Annotated in this window: 24 protein-coding genes; 5 read left to right on the top strand and 19 right to left on the bottom strand. The window is 64.6% G+C overall.

The genetic code is table 11. The annotated features are described in order from the left end of the window. Positions 1 to 128: 128 nt before the first annotated feature. Both BLT62_RS15505 and BLT62_RS15500 read right to left on the bottom strand, forming a co-directional pair. Entirely contained in the window at positions 129 to 1,274 is a 1,146-nt protein-coding gene (locus BLT62_RS15505) for a phage minor capsid protein (protein ID WP_083364870.1), read from the bottom strand. A gap of 12 nt (positions 1,275 to 1,286) precedes the next feature. Next, a complete protein-coding gene (locus BLT62_RS15500; RefSeq protein WP_083364869.1) occupies positions 1,287 to 1,862 on the bottom strand; it encodes a hypothetical protein in 576 nt (191 codons plus the stop codon). Positions 1,863 to 1,951: 89 nt separating this feature from the next. Between BLT62_RS15500 and BLT62_RS17770 the strand changes: the two genes are divergently transcribed. After that, a complete protein-coding gene (locus BLT62_RS17770) occupies positions 1,952 to 2,308 on the top strand; it encodes a hypothetical protein (RefSeq protein ID WP_156786392.1) in 357 nt (118 codons plus the stop codon). A 133-nt stretch (positions 2,309 to 2,441) separates the two neighbouring features. On the opposite strand, the gene BLT62_RS15495 is transcribed toward BLT62_RS17770, so the two are convergent. From BLT62_RS15495 to BLT62_RS15455, 9 genes are all read right to left on the bottom strand, one after another. Continuing rightward, complete coding sequence (locus tag BLT62_RS15495) at positions 2,442 to 2,714, bottom strand: hypothetical protein (RefSeq protein WP_083364868.1); 273 nt, start codon at positions 2,712 to 2,714, stop codon at positions 2,442 to 2,444. A gap of 2 nt (positions 2,715 to 2,716) precedes the next feature. Then, positions 2,717 to 3,175, bottom strand: coding sequence for a hypothetical protein (locus BLT62_RS15490; protein ID WP_083364867.1), 459 nt, complete (start codon positions 3,173 to 3,175; stop codon positions 2,717 to 2,719). 69 nt (positions 3,176 to 3,244) lie between these two features. Then, positions 3,245 to 4,156, bottom strand: a complete 912-nt coding sequence (locus BLT62_RS15485; protein ID WP_083364866.1) for a P22 phage major capsid protein family protein — start codon at positions 4,154 to 4,156, stop codon at positions 3,245 to 3,247. A 20-nt stretch (positions 4,157 to 4,176) separates the two neighbouring features. Then, complete coding sequence (locus tag BLT62_RS15480) at positions 4,177 to 4,920, bottom strand: hypothetical protein (protein WP_156786391.1); 744 nt, start codon at positions 4,918 to 4,920, stop codon at positions 4,177 to 4,179. Between the two features lie 60 nt (positions 4,921 to 4,980). Next, positions 4,981 to 5,826, bottom strand: coding sequence for a phage portal protein (locus BLT62_RS15475; protein WP_083364864.1), 846 nt, complete (start codon positions 5,824 to 5,826; stop codon positions 4,981 to 4,983). A gap of 30 nt (positions 5,827 to 5,856) precedes the next feature. Further along, positions 5,857 to 6,552, bottom strand: a complete 696-nt coding sequence (locus BLT62_RS15470) for a hypothetical protein (RefSeq protein WP_156786390.1) — start codon at positions 6,550 to 6,552, stop codon at positions 5,857 to 5,859. A 35-nt stretch (positions 6,553 to 6,587) separates the two neighbouring features. Then, complete coding sequence (locus BLT62_RS15465) at positions 6,588 to 6,926, bottom strand: hypothetical protein (protein WP_083364862.1); 339 nt, start codon at positions 6,924 to 6,926, stop codon at positions 6,588 to 6,590. A 33-nt stretch (positions 6,927 to 6,959) separates the two neighbouring features. After that, complete coding sequence (locus BLT62_RS15460) at positions 6,960 to 7,472, bottom strand: phage terminase large subunit (RefSeq protein WP_269457806.1); 513 nt, start codon at positions 7,470 to 7,472, stop codon at positions 6,960 to 6,962. A 182-nt stretch (positions 7,473 to 7,654) separates the two neighbouring features. Beyond that, complete coding sequence (locus BLT62_RS15455) at positions 7,655 to 8,191, bottom strand: helix-turn-helix domain-containing protein (protein ID WP_083364860.1); 537 nt, start codon at positions 8,189 to 8,191, stop codon at positions 7,655 to 7,657. Positions 8,192 to 8,332: 141 nt separating this feature from the next. Between BLT62_RS15455 and BLT62_RS15450 the strand changes: the two genes are divergently transcribed. After that, positions 8,333 to 9,517 carry a TIR domain-containing protein gene (locus BLT62_RS15450; RefSeq protein ID WP_083364859.1) on the top strand — a complete coding sequence of 395 codons (1,185 nt, stop codon included), beginning with the start codon at positions 8,333 to 8,335 and terminating at the stop codon, positions 9,515 to 9,517. A 118-nt stretch (positions 9,518 to 9,635) separates the two neighbouring features. On the opposite strand, the gene BLT62_RS15445 is transcribed toward BLT62_RS15450, so the two are convergent. Further along, the gene (locus BLT62_RS15445; protein WP_231919253.1) at positions 9,636 to 10,139 is read right to left on the bottom strand and encodes a GIY-YIG nuclease family protein; all 504 of its coding nucleotides are present in this window, start codon (positions 10,137 to 10,139) and stop codon (positions 9,636 to 9,638) included. Positions 10,140 to 10,195: 56 nt separating this feature from the next. On the opposite strand from BLT62_RS15445, the gene BLT62_RS15440 reads away from it, so the two are divergent. Continuing rightward, the gene (locus tag BLT62_RS15440) at positions 10,196 to 10,951 is read left to right on the top strand and encodes a hypothetical protein (RefSeq protein ID WP_083364858.1); all 756 of its coding nucleotides are present in this window, start codon (positions 10,196 to 10,198) and stop codon (positions 10,949 to 10,951) included. Positions 10,952 to 10,955: 4 nt separating this feature from the next. On the opposite strand, the gene BLT62_RS15435 is transcribed toward BLT62_RS15440, so the two are convergent. Beyond that, positions 10,956 to 11,585, bottom strand: a complete 630-nt coding sequence (locus BLT62_RS15435) for a hypothetical protein (protein WP_083364857.1) — start codon at positions 11,583 to 11,585, stop codon at positions 10,956 to 10,958. A 273-nt stretch (positions 11,586 to 11,858) separates the two neighbouring features. Between BLT62_RS15435 and BLT62_RS15430 the strand changes: the two genes are divergently transcribed. Continuing rightward, positions 11,859 to 12,320, top strand: a complete 462-nt coding sequence (locus tag BLT62_RS15430; RefSeq protein WP_156786389.1) for a hypothetical protein — start codon at positions 11,859 to 11,861, stop codon at positions 12,318 to 12,320. A 7-nt stretch (positions 12,321 to 12,327) separates the two neighbouring features. On the opposite strand, the gene BLT62_RS15425 is transcribed toward BLT62_RS15430, so the two are convergent. The 6 genes from BLT62_RS15425 to BLT62_RS15400 form a co-directional block, all read right to left on the bottom strand. Continuing rightward, on the bottom strand, positions 12,328 to 12,804 hold the full coding sequence (locus BLT62_RS15425; protein ID WP_083364855.1) for a hypothetical protein: 477 nt from the start codon (positions 12,802 to 12,804) through the stop codon (positions 12,328 to 12,330). Continuing rightward, positions 12,801 to 13,004, bottom strand: a complete 204-nt coding sequence (locus tag BLT62_RS18015; RefSeq protein ID WP_083364854.1) for a hypothetical protein — start codon at positions 13,002 to 13,004, stop codon at positions 12,801 to 12,803. Before BLT62_RS18015 ends, BLT62_RS15425 begins: the two co-directional genes overlap by 4 nt. Before the next feature lie 27 nt (positions 13,005 to 13,031). Next, complete coding sequence (locus tag BLT62_RS18010; protein WP_083364853.1) at positions 13,032 to 13,319, bottom strand: hypothetical protein; 288 nt, start codon at positions 13,317 to 13,319, stop codon at positions 13,032 to 13,034. Positions 13,320 to 13,915: 596 nt separating this feature from the next. Next, positions 13,916 to 14,650: a hypothetical protein gene (locus BLT62_RS15410; protein ID WP_156786388.1), complete on the bottom strand. Its 735-nt coding sequence runs from the start codon at positions 14,648 to 14,650 to the stop codon at positions 13,916 to 13,918. Continuing rightward, entirely contained in the window at positions 14,647 to 14,889 is a 243-nt protein-coding gene (locus BLT62_RS15405) for a hypothetical protein (RefSeq protein WP_083364851.1), read from the bottom strand. The genes BLT62_RS15410 and BLT62_RS15405 overlap by 4 nt, the downstream gene beginning before the upstream one ends. Beyond that, positions 14,886 to 15,128, bottom strand: a complete 243-nt coding sequence (locus BLT62_RS15400) for a hypothetical protein (protein ID WP_083364850.1) — start codon at positions 15,126 to 15,128, stop codon at positions 14,886 to 14,888. Before BLT62_RS15400 ends, BLT62_RS15405 begins: the two co-directional genes overlap by 4 nt. 121 nt (positions 15,129 to 15,249) lie before the next feature. On the opposite strand from BLT62_RS15400, the gene BLT62_RS15395 reads away from it, so the two are divergent. Then, positions 15,250 to 16,254 carry a DMT family transporter gene (locus tag BLT62_RS15395; RefSeq protein ID WP_231919252.1) on the top strand — a complete coding sequence of 335 codons (1,005 nt, stop codon included), beginning with the start codon at positions 15,250 to 15,252 and terminating at the stop codon, positions 16,252 to 16,254. The last annotated feature ends 18 nt before the right edge of the window (positions 16,255 to 16,272 follow it).

Genomic DNA, 16,272 nt, shown 5'->3' with positions numbered 1-16,272 from the left:
CCTTCGCGCGAAGCCCGAAGAGAGCGCGTTGACCGCCGCCGGGAAAGTTCTGTACGCCACCAGCGCGGCGCGGTATCATGTGAGGGAACGCGGCAGACCGTCCCCTCGGACAGTCGGGCCGCGTTCTCTCATTCCTTGGTGAGCCAGGTGACAGTGCCGGCCTGGTCGATGAAGATCACCTCGGTGAACCAGTCGCCACCAGCGAGGCGGCGCCGGGATTCCGCGAGAGCCGCAGTTGCGTCGAGAGGGCTCCGAGCGAGGTCGATCACGATCCGCTGGACGCCTTGTTCCTTCGCGCGACTGAACTGATTCGAGATCGTGTTCTTGCCGCCGCCTTCGGGGGACTTGAAGTCCCAGATATGCCCGGCGATAGTGACGTCCGGATTCTTCACGCCGGGCGTGAAGTCCTCGACGCGCCACTGCACGTTGATGCCGGCGCGAGCCAAGCGGTCGCCTGTCGCGAGTTCGTGGGCTCGTGGGTAGGCACCCTGGGGAACAGACTGGGCGCCGCGCTGTGCCTCGCGGACGTCGTCGAGGTTGCGTGCAGAGACTCTGTCGGCGGCGATCAGCGGGCGGTGTGGCCTGGCTGTGAATGCTTCACCGCCTGCCGCGCGGCCGCCGCGGCCATCCGCGAAATGCAGCTGTTCGCGGTAGGACTGCCGATGCCGGCCGGTTTCCTGGATGAAGCCGCGCATCTGGGCCTGTGCGCCACCTACCTTCGCGCGGGCCTTGGCCCGCTGCACGTCGTCCATGGCGACGGCTTCCTTGCGCTTCGCCGCGCGGATCTCGCGCTCGAGGCGGCGCTGCTCAGCCCGCTCGCGCTCGGCGGCCGGGTCGTAGGTCGTGTCAGCCTGGGGGACGGTCAGCCCGGGCAAGAAAGCGACGAGACGGAACCGGCAGTTTGGGTGGTTCCAGCCGGTGTTGCGCGCCCCGTCGACGGTGCCGGCCACCACGACGGTGACGGTGCCCATGCCAGTCGTGTGCGGCAGCTGGTAGGTGCCGTCGGTGGAGAGGATGCGGCCGGCCCACTGGGCGCACTTCTCGCGGGAGTCGAGGCCGCGCACGACGGTGACGAGGCTGATTCCGGATTGCTGCATCCGCCAAACGCCGGCGTCGTTGAAGGCCCGGTTCACGGTGGTGCGGCCGGCCATCTCCGCGTAGGAGCCGATCGTCCATCGGCGCCCGCCCCTGTCGACGAAGTCGGTGATGCCCTCGGACAGGAACCGCTGCACGGTCTGCGCCTGCTGCACCCGGCTCGTGGTGATGCCGAGCACCGTGTTCGCTGACTAGATCGCCACGATCCGCTGGTAGGCGTCCTGCGGGAACCGGGTGAGTCGCTGGTTCAGCACCTCGAGGCGAGACTCCAACGAGAACGCGATCGCACCAACCGCTTGCGTCGCCGTGCTGCCCAAGGTGGTGGCAGAGGTTGCGACCGGGCCGCCGATCACCGGGATGGGGATGATGCCCGGCTGGATCGGCCCGGCCAGCCCGAGATGGGCGGCTGCGGCCGCTTCACCCTCCCGGGATGCGATCTCCACCACCCGCTGCGCGAAGTCGTCCTTGCGGAGATGGTCGACCAGCTGGATCGCCCTGTACTGCAGCTCCCGGAGCGACTGGGCGCGGTGCCCGGCGAGCTCGGCGAGGATCCGGTTCTGGCGGCGCCTCTCAGCGACGGTGAGGCCTGCGCCGGCCGGGGCTGTCTGGATCTGCCCGCTCAGCGCGAGGTCGCGGGCGGCACGGCGGGCCACCTCGCGGATCAGTTCATCCTCGGCGGCCGCGTAACGTGCGGCGATGTCGAGGGCGAGCTGCTCAATCAGTTCGTCAACGGGGAGCCCGTCAGGGTCAGGGAGGAAGAGTGCCACGAGACACCTCCACGCGTAACGCACATACCGGATCAGGGCTTGTGTTGGCGTAACTTCGCCCCGGTGCGAGCGTGCGATAGGTTGTCGCGATGACCGAACTCACGGAGTCCACGCCGCCGGCCTCTCCCGACCCGAGCATCTCAGCACAGCCGTCCACATCAGGAGTGCCGCGGGGTGCCCAATGGCGAATCGCTTTACTCTCACTGACTTTGGCACTCTTTCTTTGCGTGTGCTCCGCTTTCGCATCGAGCTGGTTCAGCGGGACGATTGACATAATCACTGCCGTCGCTGCGAGCGGGACAGCGGCTGGAGCAGTGGTGTTGGCGTTTATTCCATCGATCAAGTCCGATTCAGCCAGAGAGCTGGTAAACACCTACACTCTGGGGCTCATCGCTGGCTGTGCTGTCTATCTGGCGATCAATCTTTGGGTCTTCGTCCTTCGCTAGACACCAATTGAGCGATCGCGCGCTGGGGACGACCCATAGCCTTGTGGGCTCGACTGACGCTCTGAGCCTCGAACCTGGGTGCTGGCCAGAGACAGGAGTACCGACTCTGGCCAGCGGGGTTGCGATGGAACGGTTACACGCGAGGCGGCCACGACCAGTGGCCGGGATTCGGCTCCGCCGAGAACGGGACGCGCTGGTTGAAGAACATCCCGGTGGGGTTCAGCACGCAGAGGCCAACGACCTGCTCCAGGACGGCGCCGGGAGTGAGCTGCGCACTCGTAACCTCGGTGTCGATCGCAGCCCGCGGCTCTGGCAGGTACTCGCCGCCGGGCGTGCCGTAGGAGCGGTAGTGAACGACGCGGCCAATGGTCGGCGGCGTCGGCTTGGGAACGATTCGGGATTCCATCGCTACTCCTTGATCTCGTCGAGGGCGAGGTCAGCGACGAGGACAGCGGGGCCGTCCTCGAACTCGGCTACGTCTTCGTCGGTGTCGTCGTCGCGACGCACAGCCGTGACGACAGCGCGCCAAGCGGCGGCCTTCTCGATGACCTCAGCGACGACATCCGGTTCGGTGGCGACCAGCGCGAGAGCTTCGACGGTGAGCCCGACCGTGTCGCCGACGTGGATCGGCAGCGCGGCGATGCGGGCAGCCTCTTCGTCGGCGGCGATCTTCTGCACCTTCTTCTCGGCGGCCGTCTTCGCGGGGGCCTTGGGAGAGGCGGCGGCGTCCCGCTGCTTGAGGATCGCCTTCGCATCTGCGACAGGGATCGTCTCCCATCGGGCGAGCGCTTCGAGGTCCTCGCGCGGATCCTCGGATATGACGATCTGTGCGCCCGGCTCGAGCGACTGGTATGCGTGTGGTGCCATGAGAATTCCTGCTCTCTTGAAAGTGGTGGGGTGTGGCCGGTCCCCGAAGGAACCGCCCACCGTGGCGGGCTACGCCTGGTTGGCGCCATTGATCAGGACGGCGCGCTTCGCGTCGAGCGTCTTTACGCCGTAGAGCGTGTCGAGGGAAACGACGGTATGCTTGTACTTGATGTCGTAGTCGTACGCGACACGGATCGAGATGCCCTTGTAGTTCACGACCGCGGCGTTGGAGCCGGGCGCGATCTCAAGCGGGGCGGAAGCGAACGCGAACGCCGTCTTGTGGAAGGCGAGGTTCACCTCAGTGGTCGGGTCGCCGGTCACACCGGGGACGGGCGCCTGGCCGACGTTCTGAGTCCAGTAGGACTCGAAGCCGAACAAGTCCTTGCCGATGGAACCCTGACGGAGCGCCTCGGTGGAGCCGGACTTGTCGGCCTGCTTGAGCAGGTCGGTGTTCAGCCACTTCGCCTTCGTGGTCGGGCCGACGACCGAGTATCGGTCGGACGGCGACACCTTGTTGATGTCGAGGATGCGGCCGGCGTCGATCAGCGACTCCGGCTTGTCCCACTCGAGGCCAGCAGCGACACCGACAGTCTGCGTCACAGTGGAACGCAGGCCGAGGATCGCACGGTCGATGTGCTGGCTGATGGCCCCCATCGCGGAGGTCAGCAGCTGCTCCTCAAACTTCTCGATCTCGAGGGTCAGGTCCTCCGACGTCACGACGAACGAGACGTCAGCGATCTTGTCGAGGACAACGGGGATGTCACCCTCGGTCGCGTCCTGCGGCTGGATGCCCTGGGCGCGGTCGAAGAGCTTCGCCTCGAACACGGCGGGCTTGCGCACGTTGATCGTGTTGCCGATCTTCTGCGTCGCGAACTCCGACGTGACGTCGGTGTACACGAGAGGCAGCATGTGCGTGGTCTCGTACAGCGTCGCGAGCGCCTGAGCGGCGATCACATTAGGGGTAAGGAACTTGTTTGCCATGTTGGTGGCCTTCCGGCAGGCTAGGCGGTGCCAGTCCTGCGCTTCCGACGGTCCTCACGGATCTCGTCGATGGTTTTCGGTCCGCCCGGGTTGGGCGTGCCAGCTGGGGGTGTTTCACTGCCGCTGCGCGGGGCCACCTGGACTTTCCGCAGCTTCGTGTTTGATGCGACCTCCGTCTTGACGAGCTCGTCCACCTGGGAGCGGTAATCGTCAGCGGTCGTATTGATGGCCAAGAGCTTCGCCTGGAAGGTCTTGGAGTCTGTAGCGAGGTCGACGTCGAGGTTGTGCTTGTCGGCCTCGCGGAGGAGAGCGTTCTCGAGGCGGGAAGCTTTGATGTCGGCTGCCTGCTCGGTGATGGTGGTGTCCTTCGCCTGGATCGCCGCGGACAGCGTCTCCACGTTGGACTCTTCGTCGGCTTCGATGAGGCCGAGTTCTTGCCCAAGCTTTTTGTACGCGGCCTCGCTGGCGGTCTTGCCCGCGGCCTCGGCTTCTTCCTTGCCCTTGATGCGTGCGGCCGCGTTCTCTTCGCGGAGCTTCTTCACGTACGCGGCGTCGAACACCTCCTGCGCGGGCGGTGTCGTTGCGGGCGGGCCGGGTTTCGGGGGCTCATTCGCGGGCGGCTGCTCTACGGGCGACGCCGTAGGCGGAGTCTCGACCGCGGGAGTGCTGGGCGGCGTCGCGCCCTCCTCACCCTCGAGGAAGCGGATGCCCATCAGGGCGAGCTTCGACGGACGTCGCGGGCCGAACGGGTGACGGTTGAACATGGTGCTCCTTCAGGGCGCCTGGCCGTATCGGTTGCGCCCACCCCTGCGGTGGACGGTGAATCAGTCGATGATCTGTGTGGGGTCTAGTACCGGGCCGAGCCCGTTCTCTTCCCGGATGGTGTCGGCCTCGGTCTGTGCCTCGGTGGAGTTGAGCAGCGGCTGAGCCATGCGCACCTTCGTGAGCGTCGATACCGCCCGAGCTGCGTCGAGCATCTGCACGGTCTGTGCGCGGGCGAGCGGGTCAACCTGCGACACCTCCGCGAACGTGATCACCGGGAGGTCGTCGATCTTCTGGCCTCCCCTGCCGGGAAACACGAGCGCATCGATGGCGAGCGCGGTGCGTGCCAACCGTGGGAGTGCCGGCCGAACGTAGAGCGCCTTCTTGTCGCGGGTCCGTTCTGAGTCGGCGCTGTCGTCGTTCACTTCGGTGGCGGTCTTCGTGCCGGTGTCGTGGATGCCGAAGTGGGAGACGGAGTAGCCGCACGAGTTCGCGATCTGTCGTTTGAGTCCTTCGATCGTGTCGAGGTGTTCAGCGACGCGGATCTTGAACTGCGAGATCGTGATCTGGCCGCCCTTGCCGTCATCGACGAGACCGCCAATCGGTGAGTACACCTGGCGACCCAAGTCGAACTCAGCACCCCGGCCGGGGCCGTTGAGCTTCAGGTACGACTCGGGGACAGTGAGCCGGCCCATGCCGTTGTCGAAGTCGCGCATCAGGCTCGACCAGATCGAGTTGATGCGGGCGAACAACGGTTCGATACCGAAGTAGTCCGAGCGGCCCATGTTGGCCAGCTCGCCCTTCTTGTCCCAGACGGGGTTCGGAAGCATGTTCGGGTAGAACTCGACCGTGAGCCATTCCACGCCGGTGCGGACGACGACGTCGAGCGTCTCTGCTTCGGGCAGCACCTCGGCATCGGTGACGTCCCGGATGGCCAGTTAGTGCTCTGTCTCGGGGATCGTGTCGATCGGCACCTGTGCGCCCTTGATCGTCGACGTGCCCTTCCACAGCTGGTAGGTGATGAAGCCTTTGCTGTGGCGCTCGAGCAGACGGTACGTGTCCTCTTTCCGCTGGTAGTCAGTCCAGAGGGCGACGGCGGAGAGCCGCTGGTAACGGAACTCGGGGATCGCGCAGTCAGCACGGAACGCACGGAACCAGACGTGGTCGATCTCGTCCTTGTCCCACACGATCGCGAGATACGCGACGCCGTGCGCGGCGGAGTACTCACCTGAGCGGAGGAGCTCGGCGTGCGCTTCGTCGGAGGACATGATCTTGTCCAGGCGGGCCTGCGCGGCCTTCCTCTCCGGTGTCGCTTCGGCGTCGGGAGTGTCGACGGCAGGCGGGAGCGTGATCGCCGGCGACTCCGCGAACAGCATGTCAGCGGACAGCTGCGCCAGGTCACCAGCAACCGGGATCGAGATCGCCGACTGATTCTCGCTGGACGGTGAACCGAACACTGCACCCGACATCTTGCCGACGATCCCGCCCGTGTGCGGCACCCCGCGGTGCACGTGCGTTGCGGGGGAGCCGACACAGTTCGGGACGTTCTGCAGCTGGTTCGAGTACAGAGCGTCATAGATCGCGATTTGCGTGAATGCGTCAGCCCAAGGTGCGGGTGGGAACTGTTCAGCCATGCTGACCTCCATCGGGGTAATACCCCGGGCGGGGATCAGGCGGCTTCGAGTTCGTACTGCCAGTTCGAGCGGGTCGTGTAGATGCCATAGCCGCCGGCGTCGAGCGAGTGGTCGTCAACCTTCACGACTTCGTCTTCGCCCTTGGCTGTCGCTTTCGGATCCCACCGGTACTCGGTGACTTCCGAGTTCCAGCCGGCGCACCGGTCGGACGGTGCCAACTGTGCGCCGTCGTGGTCGCGAGGGTAGTACCGCCACTCATCCATGAGGACGAGGCGCGGCTTCTGCTCGGCAGTGATGCCGACACGGAGGGCAGCGGAGGCGTTCGAGACACCGAAGTCCATGCCGTCGGCGAGGACCCGGGAGATGCGGGGCATGTCGTCGAATCGGATGATGTGCTTCTCGGGATTTCACATCGGGTAGACGGCGCCGGCGGCGTTCGTCCACTTCCCGAGAATCATCCGGTCGAAGAACACGCCCGCGAACGAGCGCTTCATCTGCTCGACATACCAAGCCGGGAGGGCCGGGTTGTCGAGCATCGTGAAGTGGAAGTGGATGACGTCTTGAGCGTCGGCCTGCATGATCCACTTCTTGCGAATCCAATGGTTCGTCGAAGCAGGGTTCATCGTGCCCAAGAGACGAGCACCGGCGACACGGAGACGCGTGATGAGCATGTCCCAGAACGCTTCACCCAACAGGGCAGCCTCATCGACGTACGCGAGACCGATCGTCTTTCCCTGAATGCGAGACACCGACGACGAGTTCGACGCACCAACGAGGATGACCTCGCGGCCAAGGATGACGGACTTGGTCGCGCCAGGCGTGTACGAGATCTGCGACACCACATGGGAGCCGAACAGTTCAGCGTTCTGCAGCTGCTCGAACACGTTCGTGTAGATCGTGTCGATGCTGTTGCCGACGATGACGATCAGACCGTTGGTCGGCGCATCCTTTAACAGCGAGCAGGAACGCGATCAGGGAGGCGAACGTCTTCCCGGCCGACACAGACCCAGGCCACAACGCAATGCGCCGCTGACGGCTGTCCACGATTGAAAGCAGCTGAGCCTTCGAGATCTTCTTCAGCAGCTCATCGAGCACACCCGGTTTAAGCGGCCGGTTCGGGCCAATCACCGTCGCCGACAGGGACATCGTCCTGGGCACGCAGCAGCTCGGCAGCCGCGGTCAGGTTGCCCGCCAGAGCATCCAGCACACCAACGGTCTGCTCGAGCCCGCCGTTATCCTTCTCGACGATGCGACTGATCTTGTCGAACAAAATCGAAGACGTGATGATCGTGCGCCGCGCATCCACAGGCACAGAGTCAAGAACCTCAGACGCGAACGTGTTGTCCTTGCCGCCGAAGTTGAACACCGTGAACGGCTTGTCCAGCATGTCGAGCATCTCGTTCGCCGCAGCGTTCATTCGGTGCGCCAGATTCATCCGCGCCTCAGCGAGGTCAACCTGCTTCGCCCGGGTAGCGTCTTTTGTCTGCGTCCGGTCGAAGGTGCGGTCGTCAGCGGCACACACTTTGGAGACTGAGCTGGGGGAGACGCCGGCTTGGCGGGCGATCTCGTTGCGGCTGAGCTTTTGTGCGTGGAGGTCGAGGATCTGTTGGCGCTTCTCTTCGGTGAGTGGCTTCGGCACAGCGCATCACCTCGTTGCGGGAAGAGTTCGGCGAGGCACCTGGACTGTCGTGGATCAGAGACGATCACAGCAATGTGCATAGCCCAGCGGGCGCTAGTTTGGGGGCTACTTCTGCGGACTAGAGATCGCTAGGTTGATCCGATGGCGGATATTGAAAGCAAGATGGTCGGCTTCTGGAGCTACGCTCACGCAGACAATGAGCGCGATCGTGGTCGTATCACTGAACTTGCTCAGCTAGTGAGCGACGAGTTCGCGTTGATTACCGGCCGCGAGATCGAGATCTTTGTTGACAGAGAGGGGCTCGAATGGGGTGATCGATGGCGCGAAAAGATCGACAACGCACTTAGCTCATCTGCCTTCTTCATCCCGATCATCACGCCAACGTTCTTTACAAGGCCAGAGTGTCGCAATGAGTTAATCGCGTTCAATACCTCCGCGAAGGAGTTAGGCGTGACTGAGCTGATCTTGCCCATCGTCTACCTTCCCGTGCGCGATTTGGCGCTCGACAGTACAGATCCGGTGAAGCAGATTGTGGCCTCACTCCAGTACGTATCCTGGGACGGGCTTCGGCTCCTCGATCAGGAACGTACGGAGTATCGAACCGCCGTTCACCGACTTGCGACCCGTTTGGCGGAGATCGAGGAGACGCTTGAATCTCGTCCTCTCGAACGAACGGATTCAGACGAAAGTGAAGCTTCGGCCGGAACTGGCGAGATCGCCAAGACTGAGGGTGGCGAGCCGGAAGAGGAAGACGATGAGCTAGGAATCCTTGACCGACTAGCTGAATTGCAGCCTGGCATCGAGGAATGGACCGAAACGATAGCGAGCTTCCAGCCTGCGCTCGAATCGTTCACAGGTCCGATGACTGCAATCACGCCAGCTCTGAAGGCAGCTGAGTCGCAAGCGAACCCCATCGGCGCTCGTCTGTCGTTGCTTAGGAAGCTGTCGCAACAAATTGAGGCCCCAGTGGAGCGATTGGAAGACCTCTCAAGCTCCTATACTCGCCAACTCATCGCCATCGATCCGAACATGAGAGCGCTCTTGCAACTCGTCGATCAGGGTGATAGCGGCGGGGAAGAGGCGCTTCAAGTTACGGGAAGCATCCTTGGCCTCGCGGAGGCGGGCACTACGGCTGCAGAGCAGATAACCTCTGTGGCCGACATGGCTCGAAAGTATTCGGGGCTGAGCAGAGACCTCCGCAAGCCGTTTCGGAAGTTCGATATCGCGATGAGAAGTGTTGCCGACGGCCAAACGATTATCGACTCATGGCGTGACGCCGCGATTGCCATTCAGTCAAAGCATGGTGAGCAAGCACGGAGCGTCTAGTTCCTGATTGATCGGCCAACACGAAAGCCCCGGCAGTCGTAGTGACTCCGGGGCTTTCCGTCGAACACAGTGATCCAACATCTGAATTGATCTTCGCGCCATTCGCGCTTTATGTCAACTAACGTGTGCGGTGTGTCGAGACCTCGAAGAGTTTCAGAGGATCGCCGTGGGCCATGCGTAGATCGGCCATGTGCTGTTCGAGTTCGGGGGATGGCTCGAACCATTCGTGATGCCCAGATGCGCGGCTCTTTGCGAATTGACGATGCCGTTGGCTCTCCAACGATCGGCTCCCCGGTTCGAATGCGCACCACTCTTCGCATGGGATCGCGGCGAAACGGCGGCGGCATTGAGTGGTTGTCCCAATCTTGACTCGGCTGCGAAACCGCAGGTAGTAGACGATCGGCTGGTGCGTGACGACCTCGCGTTTCCGGCTTGCCGGAGTAGACGGCCGGCCGCGGTGTGTCTTCGCCTCGACTTGGAGGACATCGGCCGATGCGACTTCCATCGTGCCATCCTCGGCCCGCTGCCCGGCGAGCTTTCCGCTTTCGATCCAGGCGTAGATGCGGGATTGGTGACGGCCGGCCAGCCTGGCGGCCTCCGCGGTCGTGAGCCATTGCTTCATGGGTGTCTCCTGTTCAGTTGTGGGGTGGTGTCTGTGGTGGTCAGTAGGCTGCGGGAATGCGTGATATCGATTGGTCAGAAATGGGCTCTTACGACTGGCTGGCTCAAGTCTGGATTCCGGTAGCGCTCGGCATCGTGACCGCGATCCTGGCAGGTGTGGCCGTTTGGACTAGCCATCGGGCGAGTGTGCTGGCGCGGAAGATCGAGTCCATGCGCGATGCTGATGAGAAACGGCGCTATGCCGAACAGCGCAGTGAACGCCTCCTCACGATGTCACGTGAAGAGGCACGCGCCATGCTGCGCTGGGCCCGGCTCACATTTGAGATCCGCGGTTGGATGCACGATCCTCGTGCGCCCGCGCTTCCCGTCGAGCGCGACCCAAGAGTCGCGCGAATCGACGCGATGACGACACTCGATCAGAGCCTTGTTCCGGGCGCCCGGAGCCTTCTCAGACTTACCGAGCTGGAGCTTGAACACCGCCACGAACGGATGCCGAAATCCGAGGAGTTCCCAGACAAGAGATTGACGTCTGGTCTTGGCGGCACGTGGAAGAGCAACATGCGAAACGAAGCGTTCAGGTGGAGGGAACACCGAACCATGGAGCGCATACGGACGTGGGGTCTCGACCCAGAGCGAAGCACCCCACTAATCGACGACGAGCTCGCTCTCGCGCTGAACACCCCTAATGTGTTTTGGGATTACAGGCATGCGTTCCCCGATCAGGTCTTGGCTGAGTGGGTCGAAGATGCACCCAAGGCGTCCTCAAGGGGCATCACGGTGGGCGTCGTCGTGAACGAGGGTCCTGACGACTAGGGCTTCATGCATCTTCCCTCCCGATCGGTATCTCTATGAACCGTCCCCGTCGGACGCCTTGCCGGAGGTCACCCCGCACATACCCGCGCGCCAGGATTTCCCCTTCCAGTGAGTGCCGCCCTTCCGTATGACCGCCGAGGACGACCTGGCGGCTGCGCAGGCGAAGCTCGTATCCTTGAGGTGGAGCGCGTGAGCAGCTCGGATACCGCAACCACGCGTTCCGGATCGCGTTGGCGTCCGGTGTGCCTTGGAAGCGCGCGGGCGAGATCACAGGGCTCTCGCCGCGCGGCATCCAGGTCAGCGTGATGGACGAGCCGGCATCCTGCCTGGTATCTGCGAAGCTGAGCTCATGCAGACTGACCCTGTAGCGTTCATCGCGCTCGTCGTTTCCGTTCTCGCTGCCGGATTCACTGGCTGGCAGGCAGCGATCGCGCATCTCGAACGACGCGCGCGCGGTCGCGCCAGGCTCGAATTGGTAGGTGTCCCAATCCTCGGCCGCACAGATGGCGACCGCTGGGTAGTCCACAATCTCGGTGACGGAACTGCTGCCCACATCACGGTCCAGGCGCTCGTGGTGGGGACTGGCGATGTGCCGAGCACAACATTTCATGCGCACGTCCCGGAGCCGCTTCACGGCAAGGGATTCGCCCCTATTGTCGCGGACGGGCGCGTATGGCCAGCCGCGCTCAACAGATACCATAACTACCCGGCGGTCAGAGTCTGGGACGGGGCGACCGCTCGCGCACGTTGGGTGGACAGCGCTGGAAGAGCACGCTTTGAGAGCATTCCTCTGCGTATGCCTGCCGAACTAGGCGAAGCGTTCTAACTCGCGGCTTCCTTCACCGTCACCCACTCCTTCGGCTCACCCACCGGTCTCTCCTTTCTGCCTTGCGGCTAGTGTCGGTGCATGGTTTCTGAATCGTTGACGCTTGTCGAGGTCTTCCCGCGCGAGGAGGGTGAGCAGTGGCGTGTGTTTGCCCCGTCGAGCGAGTTCCCTGCACCCTGGTGGGAGCAAGAGCTGTGGGTCAACCGGGGCGAGCATTGGCTCTCCATTCAGCGAGACGGCATCGAGGTCGTGCGGTGCAAGTTCCACCTCACAGGAGGGCAGCTGTCCCGTAAAATGCTCGGTTCGATGCCGACGGGGCAACTGGACATTCTTGCGTTCGAAGTGGCGCTTTCCGCTCGGCGGCAGGGCGTCGGACGCGCAGCCCTGAGGGCGATCCGAGACATGTACCCGGAGCCGCGTCTAACCGCTTTGAACGATGATGCGACCTCGCGGCGATTCTGGGATGGCGTCGGGTGGGTGCGACACCAGCCGACGAGTCCAGTCCTCGCGGGTGTCGAGCGTGTGACCTACTCGGAGGTATGACTGCGGCTCAGGCACCGCGCTCGCCTTCCTGCGCCGCCGGCACTCGCTCGACATTGCCAGCCTGCCGCCGGCGCTCAACCCATCCGCGCTCGCCAGGCCGTGCGTCCCGGACGAAGACGTACGCGGTCTCTGCGTCCGTCCGCTCACTGATCGCGTGGCGTTGCAGCGAATTGACGATATGGCTGCGGTACTCCCACTCGTCTTCAGTTGCCGCCTCCTGTGCGGAGAGGTGAGCAATCACGGCGTCGGCGACAATCGTAAAGTCGTATCCCGCACCCTCGTCGCCGTAGCCGTAGCCGTAGCCGTCGATGTCGGCGTCCGACATTGCCTCACGGATCACAGTCGCCATAGCGTCCCGGTCGATGGTCAGCGGCTCAGCCTTCGCGGCGTCGTAGCCAGCCCGGAAGTCCTTGCTCGGATTGATCCGCCCGTCCCTGCCCGAGTACCCGCGCCATGCCTTGTCGCGTGCTTCGTTGTCGCTCATCGCTGTTCCTCCGCGCCGTCGTTGAGGATGTCCAGCTCCGGTGTCGGTGGCATCGTAGGCTTCCGCCCAAGGGCGGTCAGGTCATTGGAGCTGTGAGCGCCCCAGAACGACAGATACGCAGCCCGGACCGCCTCGCCCTCGGCAGCCACCCGCGCCAGCCTCCCCTCAGCCACTTCGAGCGCCGAGAGCAGGGCGAGCACCGTCTGAGGGTTCGCGGCCGCGATGAACTAGGCGTCCGGGTGCCGGATGCCGACAACGTCTGCGAGGTAGACCTTCGGGTCTTCGCGAGAGGTCGCGTTCGGTGCGACCTGGTAGACGACGAGGTCCCTTGACTGTACGCACATGAGGTCGGTCATGAACTCGAGGCGCGGGTCGGTCGCCGGCTCGCCGTACTGGTCATGCGCCCACTGCTCCACGAGCTCTTCGGGATCGCCGAGGTCGAACTCGCGCGCTGCGGAGCGCACCTGGTCTGCCGCGCGCCCGGTGGTCTTCCGATCCTCCCTGCCGATGGACATGACTTGGCACCGGCCGGCGCCCGGGGATCCACGTCGCGAGATACGGCTCACCGGTGTCGGAGTTCCCGGCCCAGTGCCAAGGGCCCTCGGTTGCTGCTTCTGCTTGCGCGCGCAGTGCGGCGCGGTCGATCTCAGGCATTCGCCTTCTCCATTCGTCTCTTCGTGTTCGCGACTGTGTTGGCGCAGCACCCCACCTCGAGCGCAATGTCGAGGTGGGGTGCTTGCCCTCTGCGAGCCGAAACCTGATTTGTTGGTGCTGCCTTGCGGTAAGCGGGCCGCGGCGACCAGACACCACGTCGTGGTCGCCCTTGTCGGGGATGTAGCGACGCTCAGACATCAGAACAGCGACGTCTCTTGATGCAGCTGCACGGGCTTGGAAGTGTCGTCCTCGTCCTCGGCTGGCGGGGGCTGAACGGGCTTGAGGTGTCCCAACTCGCCCTCGCACCCGCAAGCGCCACCGTCGCCTGGGCAGCTCATCCCTGATGGTGCATCGGCTGCGCGGCATCCGATCCCGTCCGTTGGCTCACCGTGCTCGCAGCAGCCGCAGAAGTCGCACCATGTGCCGCGGCAATCACCGCCGTGTTTGCTGGTTGCCATCAGGCTTCCTTCCTCGTCTTCGGTTCGAGTCGCTGCAGCGTCATGACTGCCTCGTACCGGTTGTGATCCATCTCGTAGCCGCAGTTCGTGCAGGTCACGTCGAGTTCGTCTCCGGCCTCGAGTGGCGGTTTCCACAGCAGCGCCTTGAGCCTGCACTCCGGGCATCTCACGTTCACCACACGATGTTCGCGATCGTCCATCGGGTGTCCTGCTATGGCCGTTTGCATGAGCACGACGAACCGCAGCGCGTCCTCAGCGCCGGCCGGGCGTGACACCCACACCTCGGGGTCGAGATCGTCGATGAACCGCTCAGTGATCACGTCGATCTCCTCCACGACGGCATCCGAGGGAAACCCCGGTGCCGGGTGCCCGAGCAGCATGATCAGCTCGTCGGCCATCCGCCACGTAATCGGCACCGGGATCACCCAGCCCGGATCCGCGCGCACACCGCCGTTGTCGATCTGCTGCGCCCGGTCGACGGATCGCAGGTGCGTGATCATGTCGTGCGCCTTCGACCACGCCTCGGTGACGCGCATCCAGCACGACCAGCACAGCAAGCCGTGCTCGGCCTGGCGGGGCAGGCATCCCGTGCACTCGTCATTCGTGGGCATGTCGATCTCGAGCGCGCGGTCGTACCGCCACGCGAAGCCGTTGCAGTGCGCCTGGTGCTGATCGCGCACCGTGCATGACCGCAGATTGGGGATGTCGTTTGTGAGACATACCAGCGTCATCATTCGTCCTCTCGCTCGGTGATGTGTGTCATGGGTCGCCCCTCGGTGTCGTACGCGCACGCCCCGTGCTCGCCACTCTCGGGGCAGGGGTCGATCTGGTAGCTGGTCGGAACGTCAGGGTCGAAGTCGGGCTCGTCGCCGCGCTCCTGCCTCTGGAGCACGTGGGGCCAGAACGCGGCGTCGGCGAATGACTCCCGGAACGCGGCCTCCTGGCACCACGGCGAGGATGCAGGGTCGGTCATGGTTGTTCTCCTGCCTGTGCTTCGAGTTCGTTGACGCGGGCAGCCCCCGTCTCGCGCCCTTCCCGAAGCCCGTCGATCCGCTCGATGATCGTCGGGTCGAACTTCTTCGCCTTGATGCTGCGCTGCTTCATCGCCTCAGTGGACTTCATGTGCTCGTCGTGCGAGGCGATCTGTGCGTCGAACATGGCGAGCAGAATCCGGGCAGTGCCGAGCTTCGACTCGGCGTCGCGGCCGATCACGATTCACCGCCACCAGGCCGCCCCGAACCCCGCGTTCATGGCACAAGGGTAGTGCGCGCCGACCGCGGCGTCTCGGGGTGCTCGGATCTAGGCTTGGGCGGTGACGTCAGAGCCTGATCCGGTGCCCCGCCCCTCCGAGCCCGGCTCTGCGCCTGACGGCCGGCCCCGCCGGCGCTTCCCGATGTGGCTGGCGATCCTCGCCGCGACGGCGAGCGGCGCGCTGCTCGCCGTGCAGTCGCGCATCAACGGCGAGCTCGGCCGGCAACTCAATGACGGCTACACTGCGGCGGCGATCTCCTTCGGCTCCGGCCTCGTGATCCTGTTGATCGTGCTCTGCGTCTGGAAGCCGGGCCGGGTCGGGCTCGGCCGCGTCGCGCGGGCACTGCGCCCGAACGAGCTGGGGGAGCGGGAGCTGAAGCCGTGGATGCTGCTCGGCGGTCTCGCCGGCGCCTTCTTCGTCGCCTCGCAGGGCCTCACCGCTGCCGTTCTCGGCGTCGCCCTCTTCACGGTGGCGATCGTGGCCGGCCAGACGATCAGCGGAATGGTGCTCGACCGCGTCGGCCTGGCGCCCGGCGGGCACCGGCCGTTGACCGCCGACCGCCTGATCGGATCGCTGTTGGCGCTGGCGGCCGTCGTCTGGGCGGTGTCGGCGCAGTTGGGCGGCGACGTGCCGTTCTGGATGCTCATCATGCCGCTCATCGCGGGCGCGCTCGCAGCCTGGCAGCAGGCCGTCAACGGCCAGGTGCGCGCGGCGGCGGCCAGCGCGCAGAGCGCCACGCTGATCAACTTCATCGTCGGCAGCGCCGCACTGATCACCATCGCGCTGGTGCGCAACGCCGTTCTCGGCTGGCCGGCCGAGTTCCCAGCCGAGCCCTGGCTCTACATCGGCGGGGCGATCGGCTGCCTGCTCATCGCCGTGCAGACGGTGCTCGTCAAGGTGACGGGCGTGCTCCTGCTCGGCCTGGCGACGGTGTCCGGCCAGCTCGTCGCCGCGCTGCTTCTCGACCTCTCCGTGCCCGGCCAGGCGGTCGCGTTCTCCACGATCGGCGGCACGCTCGTCGCCCTCATCGCCGTCGTGGTCGCGAGCGGCTGGCTGAACTCGTGGCGGAGGGCCACGACGGCGTAAGACTGCCGAGTCCAGTGC

Origin of the sequence: Microterricola viridarii (genome assembly GCF_900104895.1) — a bacterium.
GTDB classification, from domain to species: domain Bacteria; phylum Actinomycetota; class Actinomycetes; order Actinomycetales; family Microbacteriaceae; genus Microterricola; species Microterricola viridarii.
The sequence above is the reverse complement of the archived record's forward strand: the minus strand, read 5'-3'. Positions and strand labels throughout refer to the sequence as shown.

Excerpts from the sequence above, each read along its gene's own strand:
- BLT62_RS15440 (WP_083364858.1), top strand. The coding sequence starts at position 10,196 with ATGCGTGATATCGATTGGTCAGAAATGGGCTCTTACGACTGGCTGGCT.
- BLT62_RS15465 (WP_083364862.1), bottom strand. The coding sequence starts at position 6,926 with ATGCCCCGCATCTCCCGGGTCCTCGCCGACGGCATGGACTTCGGTGTC.
- BLT62_RS15430 (WP_156786389.1), top strand. The coding sequence starts at position 11,859 with ATGGTTTCTGAATCGTTGACGCTTGTCGAGGTCTTCCCGCGCGAGGAG.
- BLT62_RS15445 (WP_231919253.1), bottom strand. The coding sequence starts at position 10,139 with ATGAAGCAATGGCTCACGACCGCGGAGGCCGCCAGGCTGGCCGGCCGT.
- BLT62_RS15410 (WP_156786388.1), bottom strand. The coding sequence starts at position 14,650 with ATGATGACGCTGGTATGTCTCACAAACGACATCCCCAATCTGCGGTCA.
- BLT62_RS15405 (WP_083364851.1), bottom strand. The coding sequence starts at position 14,889 with ATGACCGACCCTGCATCCTCGCCGTGGTGCCAGGAGGCCGCGTTCCGG.
- BLT62_RS15425 (WP_083364855.1), bottom strand. The coding sequence starts at position 12,804 with ATGAGCGACAACGAAGCACGCGACAAGGCATGGCGCGGGTACTCGGGC.
- BLT62_RS17770 (WP_156786392.1), top strand. The coding sequence starts at position 1,952 with ATGACCGAACTCACGGAGTCCACGCCGCCGGCCTCTCCCGACCCGAGC.
- BLT62_RS15495 (WP_083364868.1), bottom strand. The coding sequence starts at position 2,714 with ATGGAATCCCGAATCGTTCCCAAGCCGACGCCGCCGACCATTGGCCGC.
- BLT62_RS15480 (WP_156786391.1), bottom strand. The coding sequence starts at position 4,920 with ATGTTCAACCGTCACCCGTTCGGCCCGCGACGTCCGTCGAAGCTCGCC.
- BLT62_RS15490 (WP_083364867.1), bottom strand. The coding sequence starts at position 3,175 with ATGGCACCACACGCATACCAGTCGCTCGAGCCGGGCGCACAGATCGTC.
- BLT62_RS15470 (WP_156786390.1), bottom strand. The coding sequence starts at position 6,552 with ATGGCTGAACAGTTCCCACCCGCACCTTGGGCTGACGCATTCACGCAA.
- BLT62_RS15450 (WP_083364859.1), top strand. The coding sequence starts at position 8,333 with ATGGCGGATATTGAAAGCAAGATGGTCGGCTTCTGGAGCTACGCTCAC.
- BLT62_RS15485 (WP_083364866.1), bottom strand. The coding sequence starts at position 4,156 with ATGGCAAACAAGTTCCTTACCCCTAATGTGATCGCCGCTCAGGCGCTC.
- BLT62_RS18010 (WP_083364853.1), bottom strand. The coding sequence starts at position 13,319 with ATGTCCATCGGCAGGGAGGATCGGAAGACCACCGGGCGCGCGGCAGAC.